At 53.9% G+C, this 18,927-nt stretch carries 16 protein-coding genes and 1 pseudogene; 10 read left to right on the top strand and 7 right to left on the bottom strand.

The genetic code is table 11. From position 1 onward, the window contains the following. Positions 1 to 75: 75 nt before the first annotated feature. On the top strand, positions 76 to 942 hold the full coding sequence (locus ACVBDQ_RS08110; protein WP_031213405.1) for a permease: 867 nt from the start codon (positions 76 to 78) through the stop codon (positions 940 to 942). A 15-nt stretch (positions 943 to 957) separates the two neighbouring features. Beyond that, positions 958 to 1,806 carry a TIGR03943 family putative permease subunit gene (locus tag ACVBDQ_RS08115; RefSeq protein WP_014195935.1) on the top strand — a complete coding sequence of 283 codons (849 nt, stop codon included), beginning with the start codon at positions 958 to 960 and terminating at the stop codon, positions 1,804 to 1,806. A 43-nt stretch (positions 1,807 to 1,849) separates the two neighbouring features. On the opposite strand, the gene ACVBDQ_RS08120 is transcribed toward ACVBDQ_RS08115, so the two are convergent. Then, positions 1,850 to 2,857 carry an MBL fold metallo-hydrolase gene (locus ACVBDQ_RS08120; protein ID WP_069304260.1) on the bottom strand — a complete coding sequence of 336 codons (1,008 nt, stop codon included), beginning with the start codon at positions 2,855 to 2,857 and terminating at the stop codon, positions 1,850 to 1,852. A 90-nt stretch (positions 2,858 to 2,947) separates the two neighbouring features. On the opposite strand from ACVBDQ_RS08120, the gene ACVBDQ_RS08125 reads away from it, so the two are divergent. Continuing rightward, positions 2,948 to 3,349 carry a secondary thiamine-phosphate synthase enzyme YjbQ gene (locus ACVBDQ_RS08125; protein ID WP_014195933.1) on the top strand — a complete coding sequence of 134 codons (402 nt, stop codon included), beginning with the start codon at positions 2,948 to 2,950 and terminating at the stop codon, positions 3,347 to 3,349. 126 nt (positions 3,350 to 3,475) lie between these two features. On the opposite strand, the gene map is transcribed toward ACVBDQ_RS08125, so the two are convergent. Both map and ACVBDQ_RS08135 read right to left on the bottom strand, forming a co-directional pair. Beyond that, a complete protein-coding gene (gene map, locus ACVBDQ_RS08130; RefSeq protein ID WP_014195932.1) occupies positions 3,476 to 4,225 on the bottom strand; it encodes a type I methionyl aminopeptidase in 750 nt (249 codons plus the stop codon). Between the two features lie 263 nt (positions 4,226 to 4,488). Then, positions 4,489 to 5,793 carry an ATP-binding protein gene (locus ACVBDQ_RS08135; RefSeq protein ID WP_014195931.1) on the bottom strand — a complete coding sequence of 435 codons (1,305 nt, stop codon included), beginning with the start codon at positions 5,791 to 5,793 and terminating at the stop codon, positions 4,489 to 4,491. Positions 5,794 to 6,062: 269 nt separating this feature from the next. On the opposite strand from ACVBDQ_RS08135, the gene ACVBDQ_RS08140 reads away from it, so the two are divergent. From ACVBDQ_RS08140 to ACVBDQ_RS08160, 5 genes and pseudogenes are all read left to right on the top strand, one after another. Beyond that, positions 6,063 to 8,429 carry an immune inhibitor A domain-containing protein gene (locus ACVBDQ_RS08140; protein ID WP_158534153.1) on the top strand — a complete coding sequence of 789 codons (2,367 nt, stop codon included), beginning with the start codon at positions 6,063 to 6,065 and terminating at the stop codon, positions 8,427 to 8,429. A gap of 159 nt (positions 8,430 to 8,588) precedes the next feature. After that, positions 8,589 to 8,834 (top strand): hypothetical protein, encoded by a 246-nt coding sequence (locus ACVBDQ_RS08145; RefSeq protein WP_094238742.1) that lies wholly within the window; start codon positions 8,589 to 8,591, stop codon positions 8,832 to 8,834. A 209-nt stretch (positions 8,835 to 9,043) separates the two neighbouring features. Next, positions 9,044 to 9,838, top strand: a complete 795-nt coding sequence (locus ACVBDQ_RS08150) for a uroporphyrinogen-III synthase (RefSeq protein ID WP_014195925.1) — start codon at positions 9,044 to 9,046, stop codon at positions 9,836 to 9,838. Between the two features lie 22 nt (positions 9,839 to 9,860). Continuing rightward, positions 9,861 to 9,962: pseudogene (locus tag ACVBDQ_RS08155) on the top strand (pyruvate synthase alpha chain); the annotation flags it as partial. A gap of 111 nt (positions 9,963 to 10,073) precedes the next feature. After that, positions 10,074 to 10,601, top strand: coding sequence for a hemerythrin domain-containing protein (locus ACVBDQ_RS08160; RefSeq protein ID WP_021322595.1), 528 nt, complete (start codon positions 10,074 to 10,076; stop codon positions 10,599 to 10,601). A gap of 217 nt (positions 10,602 to 10,818) precedes the next feature. On the opposite strand, the gene narI is transcribed toward ACVBDQ_RS08160, so the two are convergent. From narI to ACVBDQ_RS08180, 4 genes are read right to left on the bottom strand one after another with little or no spacing between them, the layout of a single operon-like run. Beyond that, entirely contained in the window at positions 10,819 to 11,523 is a 705-nt protein-coding gene (gene narI, locus ACVBDQ_RS08165; RefSeq protein ID WP_014195922.1) for a respiratory nitrate reductase subunit gamma, read from the bottom strand. Beyond that, positions 11,499 to 12,074 carry a nitrate reductase molybdenum cofactor assembly chaperone gene (gene narJ / locus ACVBDQ_RS08170; protein ID WP_014195921.1) on the bottom strand — a complete coding sequence of 192 codons (576 nt, stop codon included), beginning with the start codon at positions 12,072 to 12,074 and terminating at the stop codon, positions 11,499 to 11,501. Before narJ ends, narI begins: the two co-directional genes overlap by 25 nt. A 53-nt stretch (positions 12,075 to 12,127) precedes the next feature. After that, on the bottom strand, positions 12,128 to 13,597 hold the full coding sequence (narH, locus tag ACVBDQ_RS08175) for a nitrate reductase subunit beta (RefSeq protein ID WP_021322596.1): 1,470 nt from the start codon (positions 13,595 to 13,597) through the stop codon (positions 12,128 to 12,130). Further along, a complete protein-coding gene (locus tag ACVBDQ_RS08180; RefSeq protein ID WP_021322597.1) occupies positions 13,587 to 17,273 on the bottom strand; it encodes a nitrate reductase subunit alpha in 3,687 nt (1,228 codons plus the stop codon). The genes narH and ACVBDQ_RS08180 overlap by 11 nt, the downstream gene beginning before the upstream one ends. 171 nt (positions 17,274 to 17,444) lie before the next feature. On the opposite strand from ACVBDQ_RS08180, the gene ACVBDQ_RS08185 reads away from it, so the two are divergent. Together ACVBDQ_RS08185 and ACVBDQ_RS08190 are read left to right on the top strand one after the other, a co-directional pair. Continuing rightward, on the top strand, positions 17,445 to 17,948 hold the full coding sequence (locus ACVBDQ_RS08185; protein WP_011231316.1) for a metal-dependent hydrolase: 504 nt from the start codon (positions 17,445 to 17,447) through the stop codon (positions 17,946 to 17,948). An 86-nt stretch (positions 17,949 to 18,034) separates the two neighbouring features. After that, positions 18,035 to 18,787: an alpha/beta hydrolase gene (locus tag ACVBDQ_RS08190; protein ID WP_014195917.1), complete on the top strand. Its 753-nt coding sequence runs from the start codon at positions 18,035 to 18,037 to the stop codon at positions 18,785 to 18,787. Positions 18,788 to 18,927: the final 140 nt, after the last annotated feature.

Genomic DNA, 18,927 nt, shown 5'->3' on the forward strand with positions numbered 1-18,927 from the left:
TTTTTCTTACCAAATTTTCATGACAATGGTCATTTATCATGATAAAATGAACGGTTGTAAATGAGAGGAGAACCCATGATGAACACATTCTTGCAGCTGAATACGATTTTTATCAGCATATTGATTGAATCATTGCCGTTCGTTGTGCTCGGGGTGTTTGTTTCCGGAGTCATTCAAATGTTTGTCAGTGAAGAGGCCGTACAACGGTGGATACCGAAAAACCGCCTTTTGGCCATTGTTTATGCCACATTGCTTGGGGTGTTTTTCCCTTCATGCGAATGCAGCATCGTGCCGATCACCCGCCGTCTCGTCGCCAAGGGGGTGCCGCTTTACGCGGCCGTGCCGTTTATGTTAACGGCGCCCGTCATCAATCCGGTTGTGCTGTTTTCGACATATATCGCTTTCGGAAGCAGTTGGACGATGGTATTGTGTCGGGCGCTGTTTGCTTGCGCTGTCGCCGTCGCTGTCGGCGCCGTGATGGCGATTCGGCATGAAGGCAGCGAGTTGCGCCATGAACGGCGCGAGATGCCGATGATGCCCCGTACTTGGAAAGAGAAAATCGTTGGCACCCTGCGCCATACGATCGATGAATTTTTTGCGACCGGGAAGTATTTGATCATTGGGGCGTTCATTGCTTCGGCGATGCAAACGTATGTGAAAACGTCGGCGCTTGTGGCGATCGGCAATGGGAAAGTGGCGGCCTCTTTGGTCATGATGGCGCTCGCCTTCGTGCTGTCGCTCTGTTCCGAGGCGGACGCATTTATCGCCTCGTCGTTTCAAAGCACATTTCCGTTTCACGCGCTGGCAGCGTTTCTCGTTTACGGGCCGATGCTCGATGTGAAAAATACGCTCATGTTGTTTCAGTCATTCCGAGCCCGGTTTGTGTGGAAACTGATTTCCTATATCACGTTGTTTGTGTTTGCCGGATCGCTATTGATCTAGCAAGGAGGTGGCGGCATGATTCGCATGTATATTTTGCTTGGGTTTGCGTTTTTGTTTTTTCATTTATATATTACTGGAGAGTTGAGCAAATACATTAATATGCGGTATTCGTATATTTCGTTTAGTGCGATGTTTGTGTTTGCTTTTTTAACGATTGTGCAATTTGTGCTGGCAAGCCGCAACGAGGAACCGCGTGATCATGGGGAAGAGTGCTGTGGCCATCACCATCATGAGCCGTCCGCACGCTGGAAGCGGGTGGTAAATTACCTTATTTTTGTTTTTCCGCTGGCTTCCGCCTTCTTGTTTCCCGTTGCGACGCTGGATTCTGAAGTCGTAAAGGCGAAAGGGATTCATGTTCCTGGGATGGCGGCTGACGGCAGCGATCCGTTTGCCCAGCGGCAGTTTTTGCGTCCGGATACGAGCATGTATTATGGGCGGGACGATTATCAAAATGCCATGGAAAAAGAGCTGAAAAAATACGGTCGTCTTGCTCGCTTGGAGTTGAATGATCAAAACTATTTAAATGCCATGGAAACGATTTATCAGTTTCCCGGTGCATTCGCCGCCCGCGACATTGAATTCACCGGGTTTGTTTACCGTGAGGAAACGACGCGCGCCAATGAGGCGTTTCTCCTTCGCTTTGGAATCATTCATTGTGTTGCGGATTCAGGGGTGTACGGGCTGCTCCTTCAGTTTCCAAAGACGGTGCCGCTTCAAAATGATGAATGGATTCATGTGAAAGGTACGCTATCCACCATGTATTACCAGCCGTTTCATATGACGCTTCCGTATGTAAAAGTGACGTCATGGGAGAGGGTGGCCAAACCGAAGGAGCCGTACGTATACCGCCAATTCAATGAATAAGAGCGAGCCGCGGACTGGCTTGCTCTTTTGGATAAAGTTGCGCTCATTCCTTTTGCCGCGCTTGTTTCACCGTGGTGATTGCGCTTGTTTGGCTGAACGAATTGTCGAATTGGGAAAGGGCCGTCAACGCTTGGGCGGCATCGATCACCTCGCCGAGCTTCAAGCAAAGCAAGCGCTCCTCTTCCAACCCGCGCCGCCGCCACTCGGTCCATAGACGGTCGAGCGCTTCTTTCGGCGTATCATCGGCGAGGCGGAACGCGCCGTAATGCATCGGCACAAACAGGCGGGCCCGGCAGTCCAAAAACGCCTGCACTGCTTCTTCCGGTGTGGTGTGCTGCGGCCCCATAAACCATTCCGGTTCGTACGCGCCGATCGGCAAGAGCGCATAGTCGATGGAAAAGCGTTCGCCGATGTCGCGAAAGCCGCGGAAGTAGCCGCTGTCGCCAGCAAAATAAACCGTCGGTGCGTCGTCCGCTTCAATGACCCACCCGCCCCAGTGCGACGTATTCGTATCCCAAAGCGTTCGCCGCGTCCAATGTTGGGCGGGAACAAATGTGAGCGATACGCCGTGAAAGGAGGCCGTTTCCCACCATGACAGTTCGGTGACACGGCGATAGCCGCGGCGGCGGAACAAGCGGCCGAGCCCCTCGGGCACGAATATGTGCGGGTCACCGTGCAAACGGCGGAGGCTGCCGAAATGCAAATGGTCATAGTGGCCGTGGGAAATGAGCACAACGTCCACGGGCGGCATCTTGTCAAGCGGAACACCAGGAGCCGTCAAGCGTTTGGCCGCGCCCATCCAATTCGCCCAGACGGGATCGGTGACGATGGTGATGCCATGAAGTTGAACGACAAAGGTCGAATGGCCGACCCAGCAGAGCTGCGGCCGTCCGTTCGGCTTCTGAAGCCGCTCGTATTGAGGCGGTGAAACATGCGGCACGACGTAGGACAAATCTTTTTGTTTTTGTTTCCGCTCCCGCTGCCAGCGGCGGAAATCGGCCCATGTTTTGTGCGTCGAGACGCCGTCTAAGTTTTCATAGCGCTTGGCCAATGATTTCTCACTCCATTTTTTGTATTATATTATTTAGAGTAGCAAACCTTTTTTGCGAAGTACAAAATGTTTGCCCAGGTGGTGGAATGTATGCTTCGTTCGTTTACAATCCGCACGGCAAAGCGGGATGACATGATCGACATTACTTCATTCGTCGAGGAGACGGTGCGCCAGGCTAACGTGACGGAAGGGATCGCTGTCGTTTATTGTCCGCATACAACGGCTGGCATCACCATTAACGAAAACGCGGATCCAGATGTCAAGCGCGACATGATGCGCCGTTTTGATGAAACGTATCCGTGGGAGCATCCGCTTGACCGCCATATGGAAGGAAACACGGCCGCTCATATGAAAGCGAGCACGGTTGGCGCGTCGCAGCACGTCATTATTCACGAAGGCCGGCTGCTGCTTGGACGCTGGCAAGGTGTGTATTTTTGTGAATACGATGGGCCGCGCCAGCGGACGTTGTATGTGAAGGTGATCGAAGGTTAGCAACCATAATTTTATTATGTAAACAAAAGGAAAAGAATAAGGCGGAGAGACGATAGATAGGTTAGCAAGAAGTTTGGGCGAATTATGGATAACCCCCGGACAAAGTGTTTTGTCCGGGGGTTACCGTTACGCCGGCGTCGTTAAAATGAGCGGCCCGTTTTTTGTAATGGCGATCGTATGTTCATATTGCGCTGAATACGAGCCGTCGATCGTTCGCGCCGTCCAGCCGTTCGGATCCATTTTGCTTTGCCATGCCCCCATGTTGACCATCGGTTCGATCGTGATGACCATCCCTTCCTTTAAACGCATCCCTTTTCCTTTTTCACCGAAGTGGGGGACATACGGCTCTTCGTGAATCGTCGGGCCGATGCCGTGTCCGGTGAAATCGCGGACGACGGAAAAGCCGTGCGCTTCGACGTACGTTTGAATGGCGTGGCCGATGTCGCCGATCCGATTGCCGAGAACGGCTTGCTCGATTCCTTTATAGAGCGACTGCTCGGTGACGTTAAGCAGCTTTTCCACGTCTTTGCCGACGTCGCCGATGGCGTACGTCCAGGCGGAATCGGCGAGCGCTCCGCGCAAATTGACGACAAAATCGATCGTGACGATATCGCCTTCTTTCAGCGGCTCATTGCGCGGAAACCCGTGGCAAATTTCATCGTTAATGGAAGCGCATGTCGCATACGGATAGCCGCGGTATCCTTTTTGTTCCGGTTTGGCGCCGTATTTGGCCAAAAACGTTTCAACGAACCGGTCGATTTCCATCGTTGTGACGCCCGGTCCGATGCGTTTGGCGATCTCTTGATGACAGGCGGCGAGCAGCTTCCCCGCCTCGCGCATCAATTGAATTTCCCGTTCCGTTTTGACGTGAATCATGCAACTGTCTCCTTTTCCCTCGATGTGTTTCGCTTCGATAGTATTGTAGCAGAAACCGCTGTGATGTTAAACTAGGGCGATCCGTTCGCAACTGGGGATCTATTCCTGAATTTTACCCAAAAATAGTTTACTCATCTGTGCGAAGGGCGGCTAAAGGAAAAGATGCCCAGACCAAAAGAAAAGGCCCTTTGATGGCTGGGCATACAGGATATCGATATGTTGACCTTTGTTCACAAGAGCCCTTGCGGCCGGTCTTCGCTATATCATAAGGCGGCAAACAGCTGTTTTTCTTTATCAGAAATCGTTGAGGAAGAAGGAGACGGTGCGAGCGGCAAATAAATCGACACCGTCGTTCCTTTATGTATTTCGCTTTCGATGCGAATCGTTCCGTTCATCGATTCAATGATGCGGTAGACGACCATCATTCCGAGCCCCGTGCCTTTGACGCCTTTCGTCGTAAAATACGGTTCGCCAAGCCGTTCGAGCTGTTCTTTCGTCATGCCAACGCCGGTATCAGCGATGCGGATGAGCACACGTCCGTTGTCAATGGAGACGTATACTTGCAACGTCCCGCCGTTAGGCATCGCTTCGATGGCGTTTTTCATTACATTGAGCAAACATTGACGGAATTTTTCGCGCTCACCGATGACGGAAAATGGGGCAAGCGTCGCTTGAATATCGACGCAGCTCATATTGGCGAGCGGGCGGAGGATGTCAATGACTCGCTCGATTTCGAGCTTCACGTTCAGCTTTTCCGGCGTCTCGGGCGCCGGCTTGGCAAACGTCAAGTAATCGGTGATGATCGCTTCAGCTCGGTCAAGCTCCTCAATGGCGATGCGCGCATACTGGCGGCGTTTGTCGGCAGCGAGCGGCTGCTCTTCGATCAGTTGGATAAACCCACGCGCCGCGGTGAGTGGATTGCGAATTTCATGAGAGATGGAAGCAGCTAAATGGGTGACGGCTTCCATTTTCTCGGCGCGAATCACTCGTTTGCGCAGCGCGATGTTATGGTGCACCATTTCCTGAAACGAACAAACGATGAGCATGCTGATGGGCTGTACAAACAAAAAGATAAGCGCAACGGAAGGCGGAGGAGAAACCGCAGCAGCCATCCACTCCGCTATGGCGACGGTCAATAGGCCAGAGCCGAAGCTGAGCGATGCAGCGAACAGCGTGCGCTGTTTGGTTGGCAGCTCGACAAACCGTTTTGTCAATAAACTGCTTGTTGCAGCGATGGCGATGGAAACGACGACGGTGACGAAGACGCCAGCTCCGCCGAACAGCGAGCGGTAGGCGATCGCCGTAAACGCTAAAACCGTCGCCGCCCCCGCTCCGCCGTACAAACCGCCAAGCCACAGAGGAATTTGCCGCAAGTCGAAGATGAAATCGCTCTCTGTTCCGACCGGGAGGGTGATGCATAACATGATCACGACGGCGTAACAAATGGTCGGCAAATAAAGGCGGAATCGTTTTGGTCTCTTCTCCTGCTCCGTACAGAGGGGAACGAGGAACACCGGCAGAAGGATGAAAAACAAGTTGAGCAAAAAGTCTTTGAAAATATTCAGCATCGCGGCACCTTCTTTCCCATCGTCAAGCTGCATAACCAGAATTTCTACAAAAACTGCGAATATATTACATTGTAACTGGAAAACTGTCTGGATGTTAAGGTGAAATCGATAGCCTTTTTTTGCTATAAATCTCGTTTTTTCGACAAATATAGGTAAAAAGAACTATTTTGTTCTTGATAAAAAATACCCTTTATTTTTTTATATTATTCTATAATATTTTAATTGTATATATTTTCTATCAACCTTTTATTTGATATGGAGGGATATTTTTGAAAAAACGGTCGATTCCATCACTTGTTGCGGCGCTGTCGCTCGGCATCGGGCTGTGGGCATCTCCGGCGGAAGCGCCGAAAGCGGCTAACGCCCCCGGCATTCCAGCTGTGAAGCAAGGGGGACCGGTCGATTTTGCGATTGCCAATGAGGAAAAGCTGGCGGAAATGTTGAAACGGAGCGGAAAGCTTCGCGCTGATGCGACTCCTGCTGAGGTGGAACAAGCAGTGCGCGACTATTTGCGGCAAAAGGCGATTCATATGCCGCGGGGAAAAGGAGAATTATACGATAAAGAGGCAAAGCGCGCCGAGGCGATGCAGGACGGACAGCAGACAAATGGCGTGCTGAACGGGAAAGGGAAAAAGCTCGGACAATCGAAAACGGCTTCCGTGCCATCCGTCAAGCCGGAGCCATGGAACGGCGGCAAGCGGGTCGACCGTGTACTCGTTTTGCTCATCGAGTATCCGGACTTTCCGCATAACAACATTCAGCCAACTGAAACGGATATGTATTATAAAGATTATACACGCGAACATTATGAAGATATGATTTTCGGCGGCGATGACGGCTATTACGATGGACCGAATGGCGAGAAGCTTATCTCAGTAAAAAAATATTATGAAGAGCAATCAGGCGGCAGCTATTCCATTGAAGGAAAAGTGGCAGGCTGGTATCAGGCGAAGTATCCGGCTAAATACTATGGCGGAAATGTACCGGCGCCGGATGGCAATGACGTCAATCCACGGGCGCTTGTGCGCGAAGCGCTGGCGGCAGCCGCCCAGGATCCGACCATTGATTTGCGTGAGTTTGACCAAGAGGATCGCTACGATTTAGACGGCGACGGCAATTATCGCGAACCGGACGGTTTGATTGACCATTTAATGATCATTCACTCCAGCGTCGGAGAAGAATCGGGCGGCGGTTCGCTCGGCGGCGATGCCATTTGGTCGCACCGCTGGAATTTAGGATCGGTGTACCGCATTCCGAATACGACGACGGATGTGCCGTATTGGCGCGGCCAACTGGCGGCTTACGATTATACGATTGAGCCGGCTGACGGGGCGGCAGGAGTGTTTGCTCACGAATACGGCCACGATTTAGGGCTGCCGGATGAATACGATACGATTTACTCCGGTCTGGGCGAGCCAGTTGCCTATTGGTCGATTATGTCAAGCGGAAGTTGGGCGGGACGCATTCCGGGCACCGAGCCGACCGGCTTCAGCGCCTGGGCGAAACAGTTTTTGCAGTCGACCATGCCCGGCAGCAACTGGCTGAGCGGAACGACCGTTGAGTGGAACGAAGTAACGCCAAACGGTGTTGAAGTCGTGCTCGATGAAGCGAACACGAAAGGGACGAACAACGATGCCGTGCGCATCAACTTGCCGGACAAAGAAACGGTCATCACGACCCCGCCAAGCGGTGCGTATGCCTATTTCTCCGGCAGTGGAAACAACTTAGATCATACGATGTCAACGACGATCGATTTGACGAGAGCGTCCAAGGCGACGCTGGCATTTGATACATGGTATGCGATTGAGAAAGACTGGGATTATGGGGCGGTAGAAGTAAAACCGCATGGCAGCAACGAATGGACAACAATTCAAGGAAACATTACGACGCCCGACAATCCGTACGGGCAAAACCCGGGCAACGGCATTACCGGTACGTCAAACGGCTGGGTGAAGGCGGAATTTGACTTGTCGGCCTATGCAGGACAAACGATTGACCTTCGCTTCCATTACATCACCGATGTGGCGGTGTCGGAAGCTGGCTGGTATGTTGACAACATTCAAGTGACGGCAGATGGAACAATCGCGCTCACAGACGATGCAGAGGGCGACAGCGCTTTCGCGTTGGACGGTTTTGCGAAAAGCGACGGCATCGCGCGCTCGAAGCATTATTATTTGCTTGAATGGCGCAACCACCGCGGCGTCGATGAAGGGCTCGCCCATATTTTGCGCGGCGACCGGCTTCTTTCGTACGATCCAGGGCTTGTCGTCTGGTATGTGGATGAAGGCTATGACAACAACTGGACGGGCGTCCATCCGGGCGAAGGGTTTCTTGGCGTTGTGGATGCCGACCAGCATACGTTAAAATGGTCGGGCAATACGACAGCGTCGACTCGCTATCAAGTGCACGATGCGGCGTTCAGCCTGCAAAAAGGAGCCCCATTCCGCGTGGCAATCAATGGCTCACAGCTGATCGACAACGATACATCGCCGACGCCGGTGTTTGACGACAGCCGGTCGTATGACAATAAAGGGGCCGTCGACGCCGGCCGGAACGTGCCCAACTATGGCCTAAAAATCCGCGTCATCGGTGAAAGCGTTGACCGCACGGCAGCGCGTGTGTTGATCCACCGCTGACCACCTCCAAAGGCGCACGGAACATTTCCGTGCGCTGAACATTTATCGACACGGTTTGTCATCCCTTCGTCGAATTTGTTGATTTTTCTTTCCCCCTTTTTTCCGCTTTTTCCGTTTATAATCATAAGTAGGATCGGATGAGAAGGGGGAACAATCAGAATGGAATGGTATGAACAGCTGTCGGCGTGGATTGCCGAGAAGCAGCCGGTGCGTGTAAAAACCTATCAAGGGGAAGCGGTCGTGCTGCCGGTCAAGCTGTATCAGGACACGCGCAAACTGTTTGTTTACAACCGGCAAATGCGTCTAATGAACATTCCGTTGGACCGGCTCATTTCCGTCGAGCCGACGCGCATCATCGGTTCCTTTGACCGTCGGGGAGAAGAGGCCATGGTACATACTCGTTGAACGGAGGGCACGCGTCTTTGGGCGCGTGTTTTTTTGATGGTGGTCGGCTGTTTCTGCCTGCGGTCTGTTCTGTTGCGCTGGGCTCTATACCCAATGAAGGCGGCATTCGCGTTGCGATGTGCCAGGGAGCGGAATGGTTTTTGTTGCATAGGCAAAGACTATCTTTTAGAATGGAAAGGACGAACGACTGACCATAAGGGGGAAGGGACATGCATGGCAAACGGATTGCCTTGTGCGCGTCACGCAAACTGGACGAAATGACAACGCTTATTGAAAAGCAAGGAGGAACGGCCATCATTCGTCCGGCGCAAGGGACCGTCTTTTCAAAGGGAAGCGAACTGGGAGAGGAAATGCGAACCGTCATCGCCATGCGGCCGGACTGGATCGTATTTACGACGGGAATCGGCTTTGAGGCGCTGTTGGAAGCGGCCGACCGGGAGGGAATGGCTGCTCAATGGCATCGAACGATCAAGGAAGCGAACGTGGCTGCCCGCGGCTATAAAACGGTGACGGCGTTGAAACAAATCGGCGTCACCCCGGTGGCCGCAAGCGAGGACGGGACGACGAAAGGGTTGATTGCTGCTCTTTATGGGCACGACTTTGCGGAAAAAAACGTTGTTGTACAGCTGTACGGCGATACCGCGCCAGCCTTGAAGCAGTTTTTTCTTGAACAAGGCGCTTTGTATACGGAATTGTTGCCATACCGGCATATCGCTCCGGATGAGGAGACACTGGCGACATTGTATAAAGAAATCGTCGGGCGCGAAGTCGATGCCGTCTGTTTTACATCGGCGATGCAAGTCCGCTTTTTCTTTTCGTTCGCCCGCGAGAAAAAAGAGATTGCACCGCTGCTTGACGCGTTTCGCACCGATGTCGTGGCCTGCGCCGTTGGCAAAGTGACAAAAGAAGCATTGGAAGAAGAGGGAGTCGATCGCGTCATCGCCCCGGAACATGAGCGGATGGGAGCGATGATTGTGACGCTTGCCCGTTATTTTCAACAATAAGCCCTGTTGAGGGTTGTTTTATATGAAAGGGCGGGGCGAGCATGAAACGAAGCTCATTCCAGCAGATGGCGAGCACGGTTCGGCGGGGATTTGCTACGGCGCGTCGCTCATGGGGGCGAGCGTGCTGTTTTTTTTGCGCTTGCCTGTCGGCGGTGTGATATGACTCACAACGATGGAGATGCTGCACACAGTATAATGGAAACAACGGACGGATCATAAAAAGGAGGAATTGATGATGCATTCATTTTGCCATATGGGCGGCCCTGAAGGGGTGAAATTATGCGCCGGTCTGGCGCAATTAAAACAAGAACACGGCCCGCTGCGCGCCCAAATGGAGCAGCTGCTTGCCGCAGCGGAGGCGATCGGCCGCGGGGAAAATGACCGCAACTGGCGTGAGCCGCTCGCTGATTTGAGAGAAAAAGTTGAATCGTTCGTCGCCGCCCTAGATCCGCATTCGGAGCGGGAAGAAGGCGTATTGTTCCCAATGATGGCTCGGTACATCGGGCGGACGACCGGCCCTATCGCCGTTATGGAATACGAACACGAACAGGCGAAAACGCGCCTTTCCATGTTTTTAGAAAAGACCGCCCAGCTGCCGGAGAACATCGACAGCAGGCAGGCGTTGACGCTTGCCGGCGCGGTGATTGAGGCGTATCATATTTTGGATGAGCACTTCATGAAAGAGGAGAACGTGCTCTTCCCGATGGCCGAGCAGTTGTTGTCCGATGCGGAGAAAGAGGAGCTGTTTGCGCGCATTAACTAAGTAACAAATGGAAAACAGGATGCCCCAAACGACGGGCATCCTGTTTTTTATTATTGGTTCATTTGTTGGCAGGTTGTTATGCGATCGTTAGGGTATGCGGAAGCGCACGTTGTTTCGTTCCCGCCGCCGTTAAAGTTGACAGGCAGGCTGTTAGGCAATCGGTTTGCCCCCTCCGCCTGTTCAGTTTAGGGTTCCTGATGTGACGCCCGCCGCTCGCTTACTTGGCGCGGTTGACCGGCTCTGCTTGTTTTGGCATTCGCTTTCGATAGACGACGTAGCTGCGCTGCAAGTAGCGGAGCGGGAAGCTGAATACGTGAACGAGACGGGTGAACGGCCAGACGGCGAACAAACCGAATGCAGCGAGAATATGAATCTGAAACCAAAGCGGCACCGCTTCCATATAAGCTGGGTTCGGACGGAACGTAAGAAGGCCGCGAAACCACGGGCCGATTGTCGTCCGGTAATCAAACCCGTGCGAATCGATGTTCAGAAACGTCGACGACAACCCGCTGGCGATCACGACAAGCAAAAATCCGAGCGCGACCCAGTCGCCGGTGCTGCTTGTCACCCGTACGCGCTTGACCGTCAAGCGGCGGCGAAAAAGGATCACGAAACCAACGAAGGCCGCCAAGCCGGCCGGAATGCCGCCTGCCAAGGCGAGGGCGTGGTACATCTCTTCTGTCACGCCAAGCGCCTCGTAAAACGGCTCGGGAATGAGAATGCCCATCACGTGGCCGACAAACACGAACAAAATGCCCCAGTGAAAGAGAAGGCTTCCAAGGCGCAACTGCCGTTTTTCAAGCAGTTCGCTTGATTTGGATGTCCAGCCAAACTGGTCGCGCTGGTAGCGCCAAATATGGCCGGCGACAAATAGGACAAGCGCCAAATACGGAACAATCACCCAGAGAAATTGGCTGGCCATGCCGTTGCACCTCCTTTCGGGAGCGGCGTCACGCCGAGTTGAGTGAATGTGTGATTGAGCGCGTCAAACAGCTGTGCATACGGGCTGCCTGCCGCTGCCAGCCGGTCGCCGATTTCGCGGATATGGCCGGCATAATCGGCGAGCAAGGCGGTCGTATGCTCTTGATCTGCATAGGCCATCCATTCAAGCATGAGCGGCAAGTAGTCGGGCAGCTCGTGATCGGAGACGGCGAATCCGGCCGCCTCGTAGCGCGCTTTTAAGGCGACGAGTTCGATTCCGCGCTCCCGCTGCTCGCCGTTTGTCATATACGTCAAGTACAAATTCGTTTTTTTGCCGAAATCAAATGTTTCGACATATTGCTCCATCCGCTCTCGAGCCGGGGTGACCGCGAGCTGTTCGGCCACTGCCAAAAGCGGCGCACGGACGGTTTCATCGTCAAGCGAGCGGATGGCGTCTAGGCAGTCAGGAAGCGATTCGGCCCACTGTTCGTCCGGGTAAGACAACAAATACGATACACATAGAAAGACCGTTTGTTGTTGTTCGCTGTTCATCGTAAATCCTCCATTTCATTGTTGAAGGGGCGGGGCTCGCCTTCTTTCTCCTTTTACAGCGTGCCGCAAGCGCCCGGGCCGCCGGCAAATGCAAGCCCGCAGCTGCCTTGTTCCGCGTACAAGTCAGCGACTTCTTCGCGGTGCGATGCTGGAATGACGAAGCGGTCTTCGTATTTGGCAATCGCGAGCAAACGGTACATCTCTTCAATGTCTTCACGGCTTAAGCCGAGCGATTCAATGAGGCGGATGTCCGGCTGTTTGTTCGTTTGTTTCGCCCGCATATACGAACGCATGGCCGCCATTTTTTTCAACGTCGTACGGATGTGCGCCGTATCGCCCGCCGTCAGCAAATTCGCCAAATATTCGATCGGAATGCGCATTTCATCAATGGCCGGGAAGATGTCATCGGCGCTCGCTTGGCTTCCTTTTCCTTCGATCGTATTCATGATCGGGCTCAGCGGCGGAATGTACCATACCATTGGCAGCGTCCGGTATTCCGGATGCAGCGGCAAAGCGATTTTCCAGTTGACGATCATTTTGTAAATCGGCGAGCGCTGCGCCGCGGCGATCCATTCGTCCGGGATGCCGGCTTCTTTCGCGGCGGCGGCGACGGCTGGATCGTTTGGATCAAGGAAAATATCAAGCTGGGCGTGGTACAGCTGTTTCTCATCTGTGACGCTCGCCGCTTCTTTCACTTTGTCAGCGTCATACAGCATCACACCGATGTAACGGATGCGGCCGACGCACGTTTCCGAACAAATCGTCGGCATGCCGGCTTCGATGCGCGGGAAGCAGAGCGTGCATTTTTCCGCTTTGTTCGTTTGCCAGTTGAAATACACTTTTTTGTACGGGCAGCTTGTGACGCAATACCGCCAAGCGCGGCAGGCGTTTTGGTCGACGAGGACGATGCCGTCCTCGTCGCGTTTGTACATGGCGCCTGACGGGCAGCTCGATACGCATGACGGATTGAGGCAATGCTCGCAAATGCGCGGCAAGTACATCATAAAGACATTCTCAAATTCCGCTTGGATCGCCTGCTCCATTTTGACAACGTTCGGATCACGCAAACCGGTGATATGGGCGCCGGCCAGATCGTCTTCCCAGTTCGGCCCCCATGACAGCTCCATCCATTCGCCGGTGATGCTTGATTTCGGCCGCGCCACTGGCTGGTATTGTTTTAGCGGGCTGTTCGTCAACGTTTCATAGTCGTAATTCCACGGTTCGTAGTAATCGTCGATCGTAGGCTGGTACGGATTGTAGAACAAGTTGACGAGCCGCATCGCTTTCGAGCCGGATTTGAGCCGCAGTTCGCCGTTTTTCAACTCCCAGCCGCCTCTATACTTCTCTTGGTTTTCCCATTGTTTCGGATAGCCGATTCCGGGTTTCGTTTCAACGTTGTTAAAGTACATGTATTCAGCGCCGGGGCGGTTCGTCCATGTGTTTTTGCACGTGACGCTGCACGTATGGCAGCCGATGCATTTGTCCAAATTCATCACCATGCCGACTTGCGCTTTAATCTTCAAGCCAATCAACCTCCTCGAGTTTGCGGATGACGACGTACAGGTCGCGTTGGTTGCCCGTCGGTCCGTAATAGTTGAATCCGTAGCTTAACTGTGCATATCCGCCGATCATATGCGTCGGCTTTACGTGGATGCGCGTCGGGCTGTTGTGCGTGCCGCCGCGGTTGTTTGTCAGCTTCGTGCCCGGCACGTTAATATGGCGGTCTTGCGCGTGGTGCATAAACGCCATGCCGCGCGGCAGCCGGTGGGAGACGACGGCGCGGGCGACGACGACGCCGTTTTCGTTGAAACATTCGATCCAGTCGTTGTCGTTGATGCCGGCTTCGGCCGCATCATCTTTGTTCATCCACACGGTCGGCCCGCCGCGGAAAAGCGTCAACATCGGCAAGGAGTCGAAATACATGCTGTGGATCGACCATTTGTTATGCGGCGTCAAATAGTTCAAGATGACTTCCTTTCCGTTTTCTTTCGGGCGTTTGTTTGAAAACGGACGGTGCGGCAACACCGGCTTGAACGTCGCCATCGTTTCGCCAAACTCGCGCATCAGTTCATGATCGATGTAAAACGACTGCCGGCCGGTCAACGTCCGCCACGGGATGAGCCGTTCGACGTTCGTCGTAAACGGCGAGTAGCGCCGCCCGCCTTTTTCCGAGCCGCTGAACGCCGGCGAGGTGATGACCGTTTTCGGCTGGGCGGTGATTTGTTCAAACGTAAAGCATTCTTCCTCGCGTTCTTTCGCTAAATCGGCCAATTTCAAATCCGTCTTTTTCTCAAGCGCCTCCCACGCTTTCACCGCCATTTTGCCGTTTGTAGTTGATGACAGCGTCAAAATCGCTTCAGCCGCTTTTTTCGCTTCGCTGATATCCGGGCAGCCGTCGGCGATGGAAGCGCGCCGGACAGTGCCGAGCCGGCGTTTCAACTGTTCATACTCGTCTTTCGCTGACCAGGCAATCCCTTTTGTGCCGATCGGCTGGCGGGCGACATTTGGACCTAAGGCGGTCATTTGGTCGTAAAGAAGGGTATAGTCGCGTTCAATGACGTGAATGTTCGGCATCGTTTTGCCCGGAATCGGTTCGGTTTCGCCTTTGCTCCAGTCTTTCACTTCACCGAACGGCTGCGCCAGCTCTTGCGCCGTATCGTGCAACAGCGGAGTGGCGACGACTTCTTTCATCGGCTTTAAGCCGGCTTGTTTGGCGACATCAGATACGGCTTTCGCAAGTGATTTGAAAATATCCCAGTCCGAGCGCGCTTCCCAGAGCGGAGGCACGGCTGGATTGAACGGATGGATGAACGGATGCATATCCGTGCTGCTTAAGTCATGTTTTTCATACCATGTCGCTGCCGGCAGGACGACATCGGAGTAGAGCGCTGTGCCGGCCATGCGGAAGTCCAAGTTGACAAGCAGATCGAGCTTGCCTTCCGGCGCTTCATCGCGCCAGCGGATTTCTTCCGGGCGCAGGCTGTCGCGGTCATCGTTTAACAAGCCGTTCGTCGTGCCAAGCAAATGTTTTAAGAAGTATTCGTGCCCTTTGCCGGAGCTTGAGATTAAGTTGGCGCGCCAGACGATCAAGTTGCGCGGAAAATTCGCCTCGTTGTCCGGATCTTCGATCGCAAACTGCAATTCTTTCTTTTTCAGCTGTTTCGCGACGTAGGCGCCGATCTCTTCCGGCGTGCGGGCTCCATGGCTTACTGCTTCGTTATACAGCTCGATGCCGTTTTTGTTAAACGTCGGGTACGACGGCAGCCAGCCAAGCCGCGCGGCCAAGACGTTGTAATCGCCAGGGTGTGAATAGCGCGCTTTTTTGGCCAGCGGTGAGATGAGCTCATCGACCGGCCGCTCTTCATAGCGCCATTGGTCGGTCGCAAAGTAAAAGAATGACGTGCCGTTTTGCAATTTCGCTGGTCCGACCCAGTCGCGGGCGGTGGCGATTGTCTGCCATCCTTCCACCGGCCGCAGCTTTTCCTGCCCGACGTAATGGGCCCAACCGCCGCCATTCACCCCTTGGGCGCCGACGAACAAGACAAGGTTCAAGACGGCGCGGTAAATCGTATCGGAGTTGAACCAATGGTTGATCCCGGCGCCGACGATGATCATCGACCGGCCGTTTGTGTCGATCGCGTTGTCGGCAAACTCACGGGCGATTTTCACGACGAGTTCGCGGTCGACGCCGGTGATCGCTTCTTGCCATGCTGGCGTGAATGGCACCTCGTCATCGTACGAGCGGGCGACTGTGCCGCCGATGCCGCGGTCAATGCCGTAGTTGGCCAAAATCAAATCATAGACGGTCGTGACGTAAACGTCTCCTGTTACGGTTTGCACTTTTTTCACTGGAACCGCGCGTTCGATCGTTTTTCCGCCCTCAGCGGTGAAATATGGAAGCTGGATCGAGATGACTTCATCTTCGCTCCCTAAAAACGACAGGCGTGGCTCAAGCGGCTGTTCTGTTTCCTCATCAACAAGACGCAAGTTCCATTTTCCTTTGTCTTCCCAGCGAGCGCCGATCGTTCCATTCGGCACGACAAACGAGTCGGTGTTTTCATCATAGATGACCGGCTTCCATTCGGCATTGTTCGTTTGTTTGCCAAGGTCTTTCGCCAACAAGAAGCGGCCGGCCGTCCATGCGCCGCCGTTTTGTTTTAAGGTGACGACAAACGGAAAATCGGTGTACGTTTTGGCATATCGTTCAAAATATGGAACGGTCCGTTTGACGTAATATTCGTTTAAAATAACATGCCCCATCGCCATCGCCAAGGCGCCGTCCGTCCCTTGCTTCACCGACAGCCAGTCGTCGGCGAATTTTGTCGACTCGGCGTAATCTGGGCTGACGGAGACGACTTTCGTGCCGCGGTAGCGCACTTCGGCTAAAAAGTGAGCGTCCGGAGTCCGGGTGAGCGGGACGTTCGAGCCCCAGGTGATGATGTAGCCGGCGTTGTACCAGTCGCTTGACTCCGGCACGTCCGTTTGGTCGCCCCAAATTTGCGGCGACGCCGGCGGCAAGTCGGCGTACCAATCATAGAAGCTTAACATCGGCCCGCCCATCAGCTGCATGAAGCGCGATCCGGCGGCATGGCTGACCATCGACATGGCTGGAATCGGGGAGAAGCCGACGTTGCGGTCCGGGCCGTATTTGACGACCGTATACAATAAGGAAGCGGCGACAAGCGTCAATGCTTCATCCCAGCTGACGCGCACGAATCTGCCCTTCCCGCGCGCCTGTTTGTAGCGCTTCGCTTTTTCGCGGTCTTCAACGATGCTTTTCCACGCCTCAAGCGGGTTGTTTGGATGATGGGAGAGCGCCTCGCGCCACATGTCAAGCAAGATGCCGCGGACATACGGGTATTTGACGCGCAGCGGGCTGTACATATACCATGAGAAGCTCGCGCCGCGCGGGCAGCCGCGCGGTTCAAAGTCCGGCATATCCGGCCCGGTCGACGGATAGTTGAGCTGCTGTCCTTCCCAGGTGACGATGCCGTTTTTGACGTAAATGTTCCAGCTGCACGACCCCGTGCAGTTGACGCCATGGGTCGAGCGGACGACTTTGTCGTGCTGCCAGCGGCGACGGTACGCATCTTCCCAGGCGCGGTCGCCGTAGGTTGTTTCGCTATGGCCGTCGGCTTGGCGCTCGATCGGCCGAATATATTTGAAACGGTTGGCAAGCGGAGATCGTTTTCGTTTCATTTGCTTCACTCCTTATTAGCGTTGTGTACTTTTAACTATAGCCATGATGTCAATAACGCGATGTTAACTTTGTCACACTTGGCATCATTGTCACAAATCCGTCAAAGAAACGAACAAATATTCTTTTCTGTGGTATAATGGGGAAAACGATAAAAGTTTGAGGGGATTTCGTTGCGATACTCCAGCCATGTCATTGCCACATTATGCCTCGGCGCGGCGGCGGCCGCGCATACAAAGCTGCCGTTTACCGCCGCCTATACGGCGGGGCTTGTCATCGGCAGCCTTCTTCCTGACATTGACGAGCCGTCGTCATACGTCGGCCGCCGTTCGTTCGGCGTCGCGGGGAAAGTAAAAGAAGCGTTCGGCCATCGCGGCATGACGCATTCGCTCATCGTCTGGGGGGTGCTTGCCGCCCTCGTCTGGCGCGACTCGGCGTCGCCGTTTACCGCTGGGCTCGTGCTCGGCTACTTGTTTCATATTGTGGAAGACTTTTTTTCTGTTCAAGGGGTGCCGCTGTTTTGGCCGTTTTCGTCCAAGCGGTGGAAAGTGCCGCTCTATCGGACGGGAAAAGGGATGGAGAAAGCATTGGTTGGCATCGCTTGGATCGCATTCGTCTATTTTGGCGTCAACGGCTTGTTTCACGAATGGTGGCGGTCATGGTTGTCGATGTGGTAACGGCGTCCGATCAAAAAAGGAAAAAAGAGGTGCGGCGGCGAATATAGTGAGAGGAACGGATTTGACTAGATAAGGGGGAGAGGAAGATGAGCGAACAATATCCGGTGCTCTCGGGCGCCGAGCCGTTTTACGCCGAAAACGGGCCGGTCGGGGTGCTGCTCGTGCACGGATTCACCGGCACGCCCCACAGCATGCGCCCGCTCGCTGAAGCGTATGCGAAAGCCGGCTATACCGTTTGCCTGCCGCGCTTAAAAGGGCACGGAACGCATTACGAAGACATGGAACGGACGACATTCCACGATTGGGTCGCCTCGGTCGAAGAAGGATATGGATGGCTGAAACAACGATGCCAAACCATTTTTGTCACCGGGCTGTCGATGGGCGGGACGCTCACGCTTTATTTGGCGGAACATCACCCAGACATCTGCGGCATCGTGCCGATTAACGCCGCTGTCGACATCCCGGCCATCGCCGCCGGGATGACGGGCGGGGGCGAGCTGCCGAGGTATCTGGATTCGATCGGTTCGGACTTGAAAAATCCGGATGTGAAAGAGCTGGCATACGAGAAAACGCCGACCGCTTCGCTTCTTCAGCTGGCTAGGCTGATGGCACAGACAAAAGCGAAACTCGATCGCATCGTCTGTCCGGCGTTGATTTTTGTCTCCGACGAAGATCACGTCGTGCCGCCGGGAAACGCCGACATCATCTTTCAAGGCATTTCATCGACGGAGAAAGAGATCGTCCGCCTCCGAAACAGCTACCATGTGGCGACGCTCGATTACGATCAACCGATGATTATTGAACGGTCTCTCGAATTTTTCGCCAAGCACGCCGGATAAAACGAATCGGTATATGGCTGATCCTGTTCAAAGGAGAGGCCATTTTTTGTTTGTCGGTATTTTTGTGAAAAAATATGTGGCTGTTTTGCCGGGCTTGTTCTACACTTATAAATAGCTGGAAAAAGAATAAGGGAGTTTTC

The organism is Geobacillus sp. CCR, from assembly GCF_052906625.1.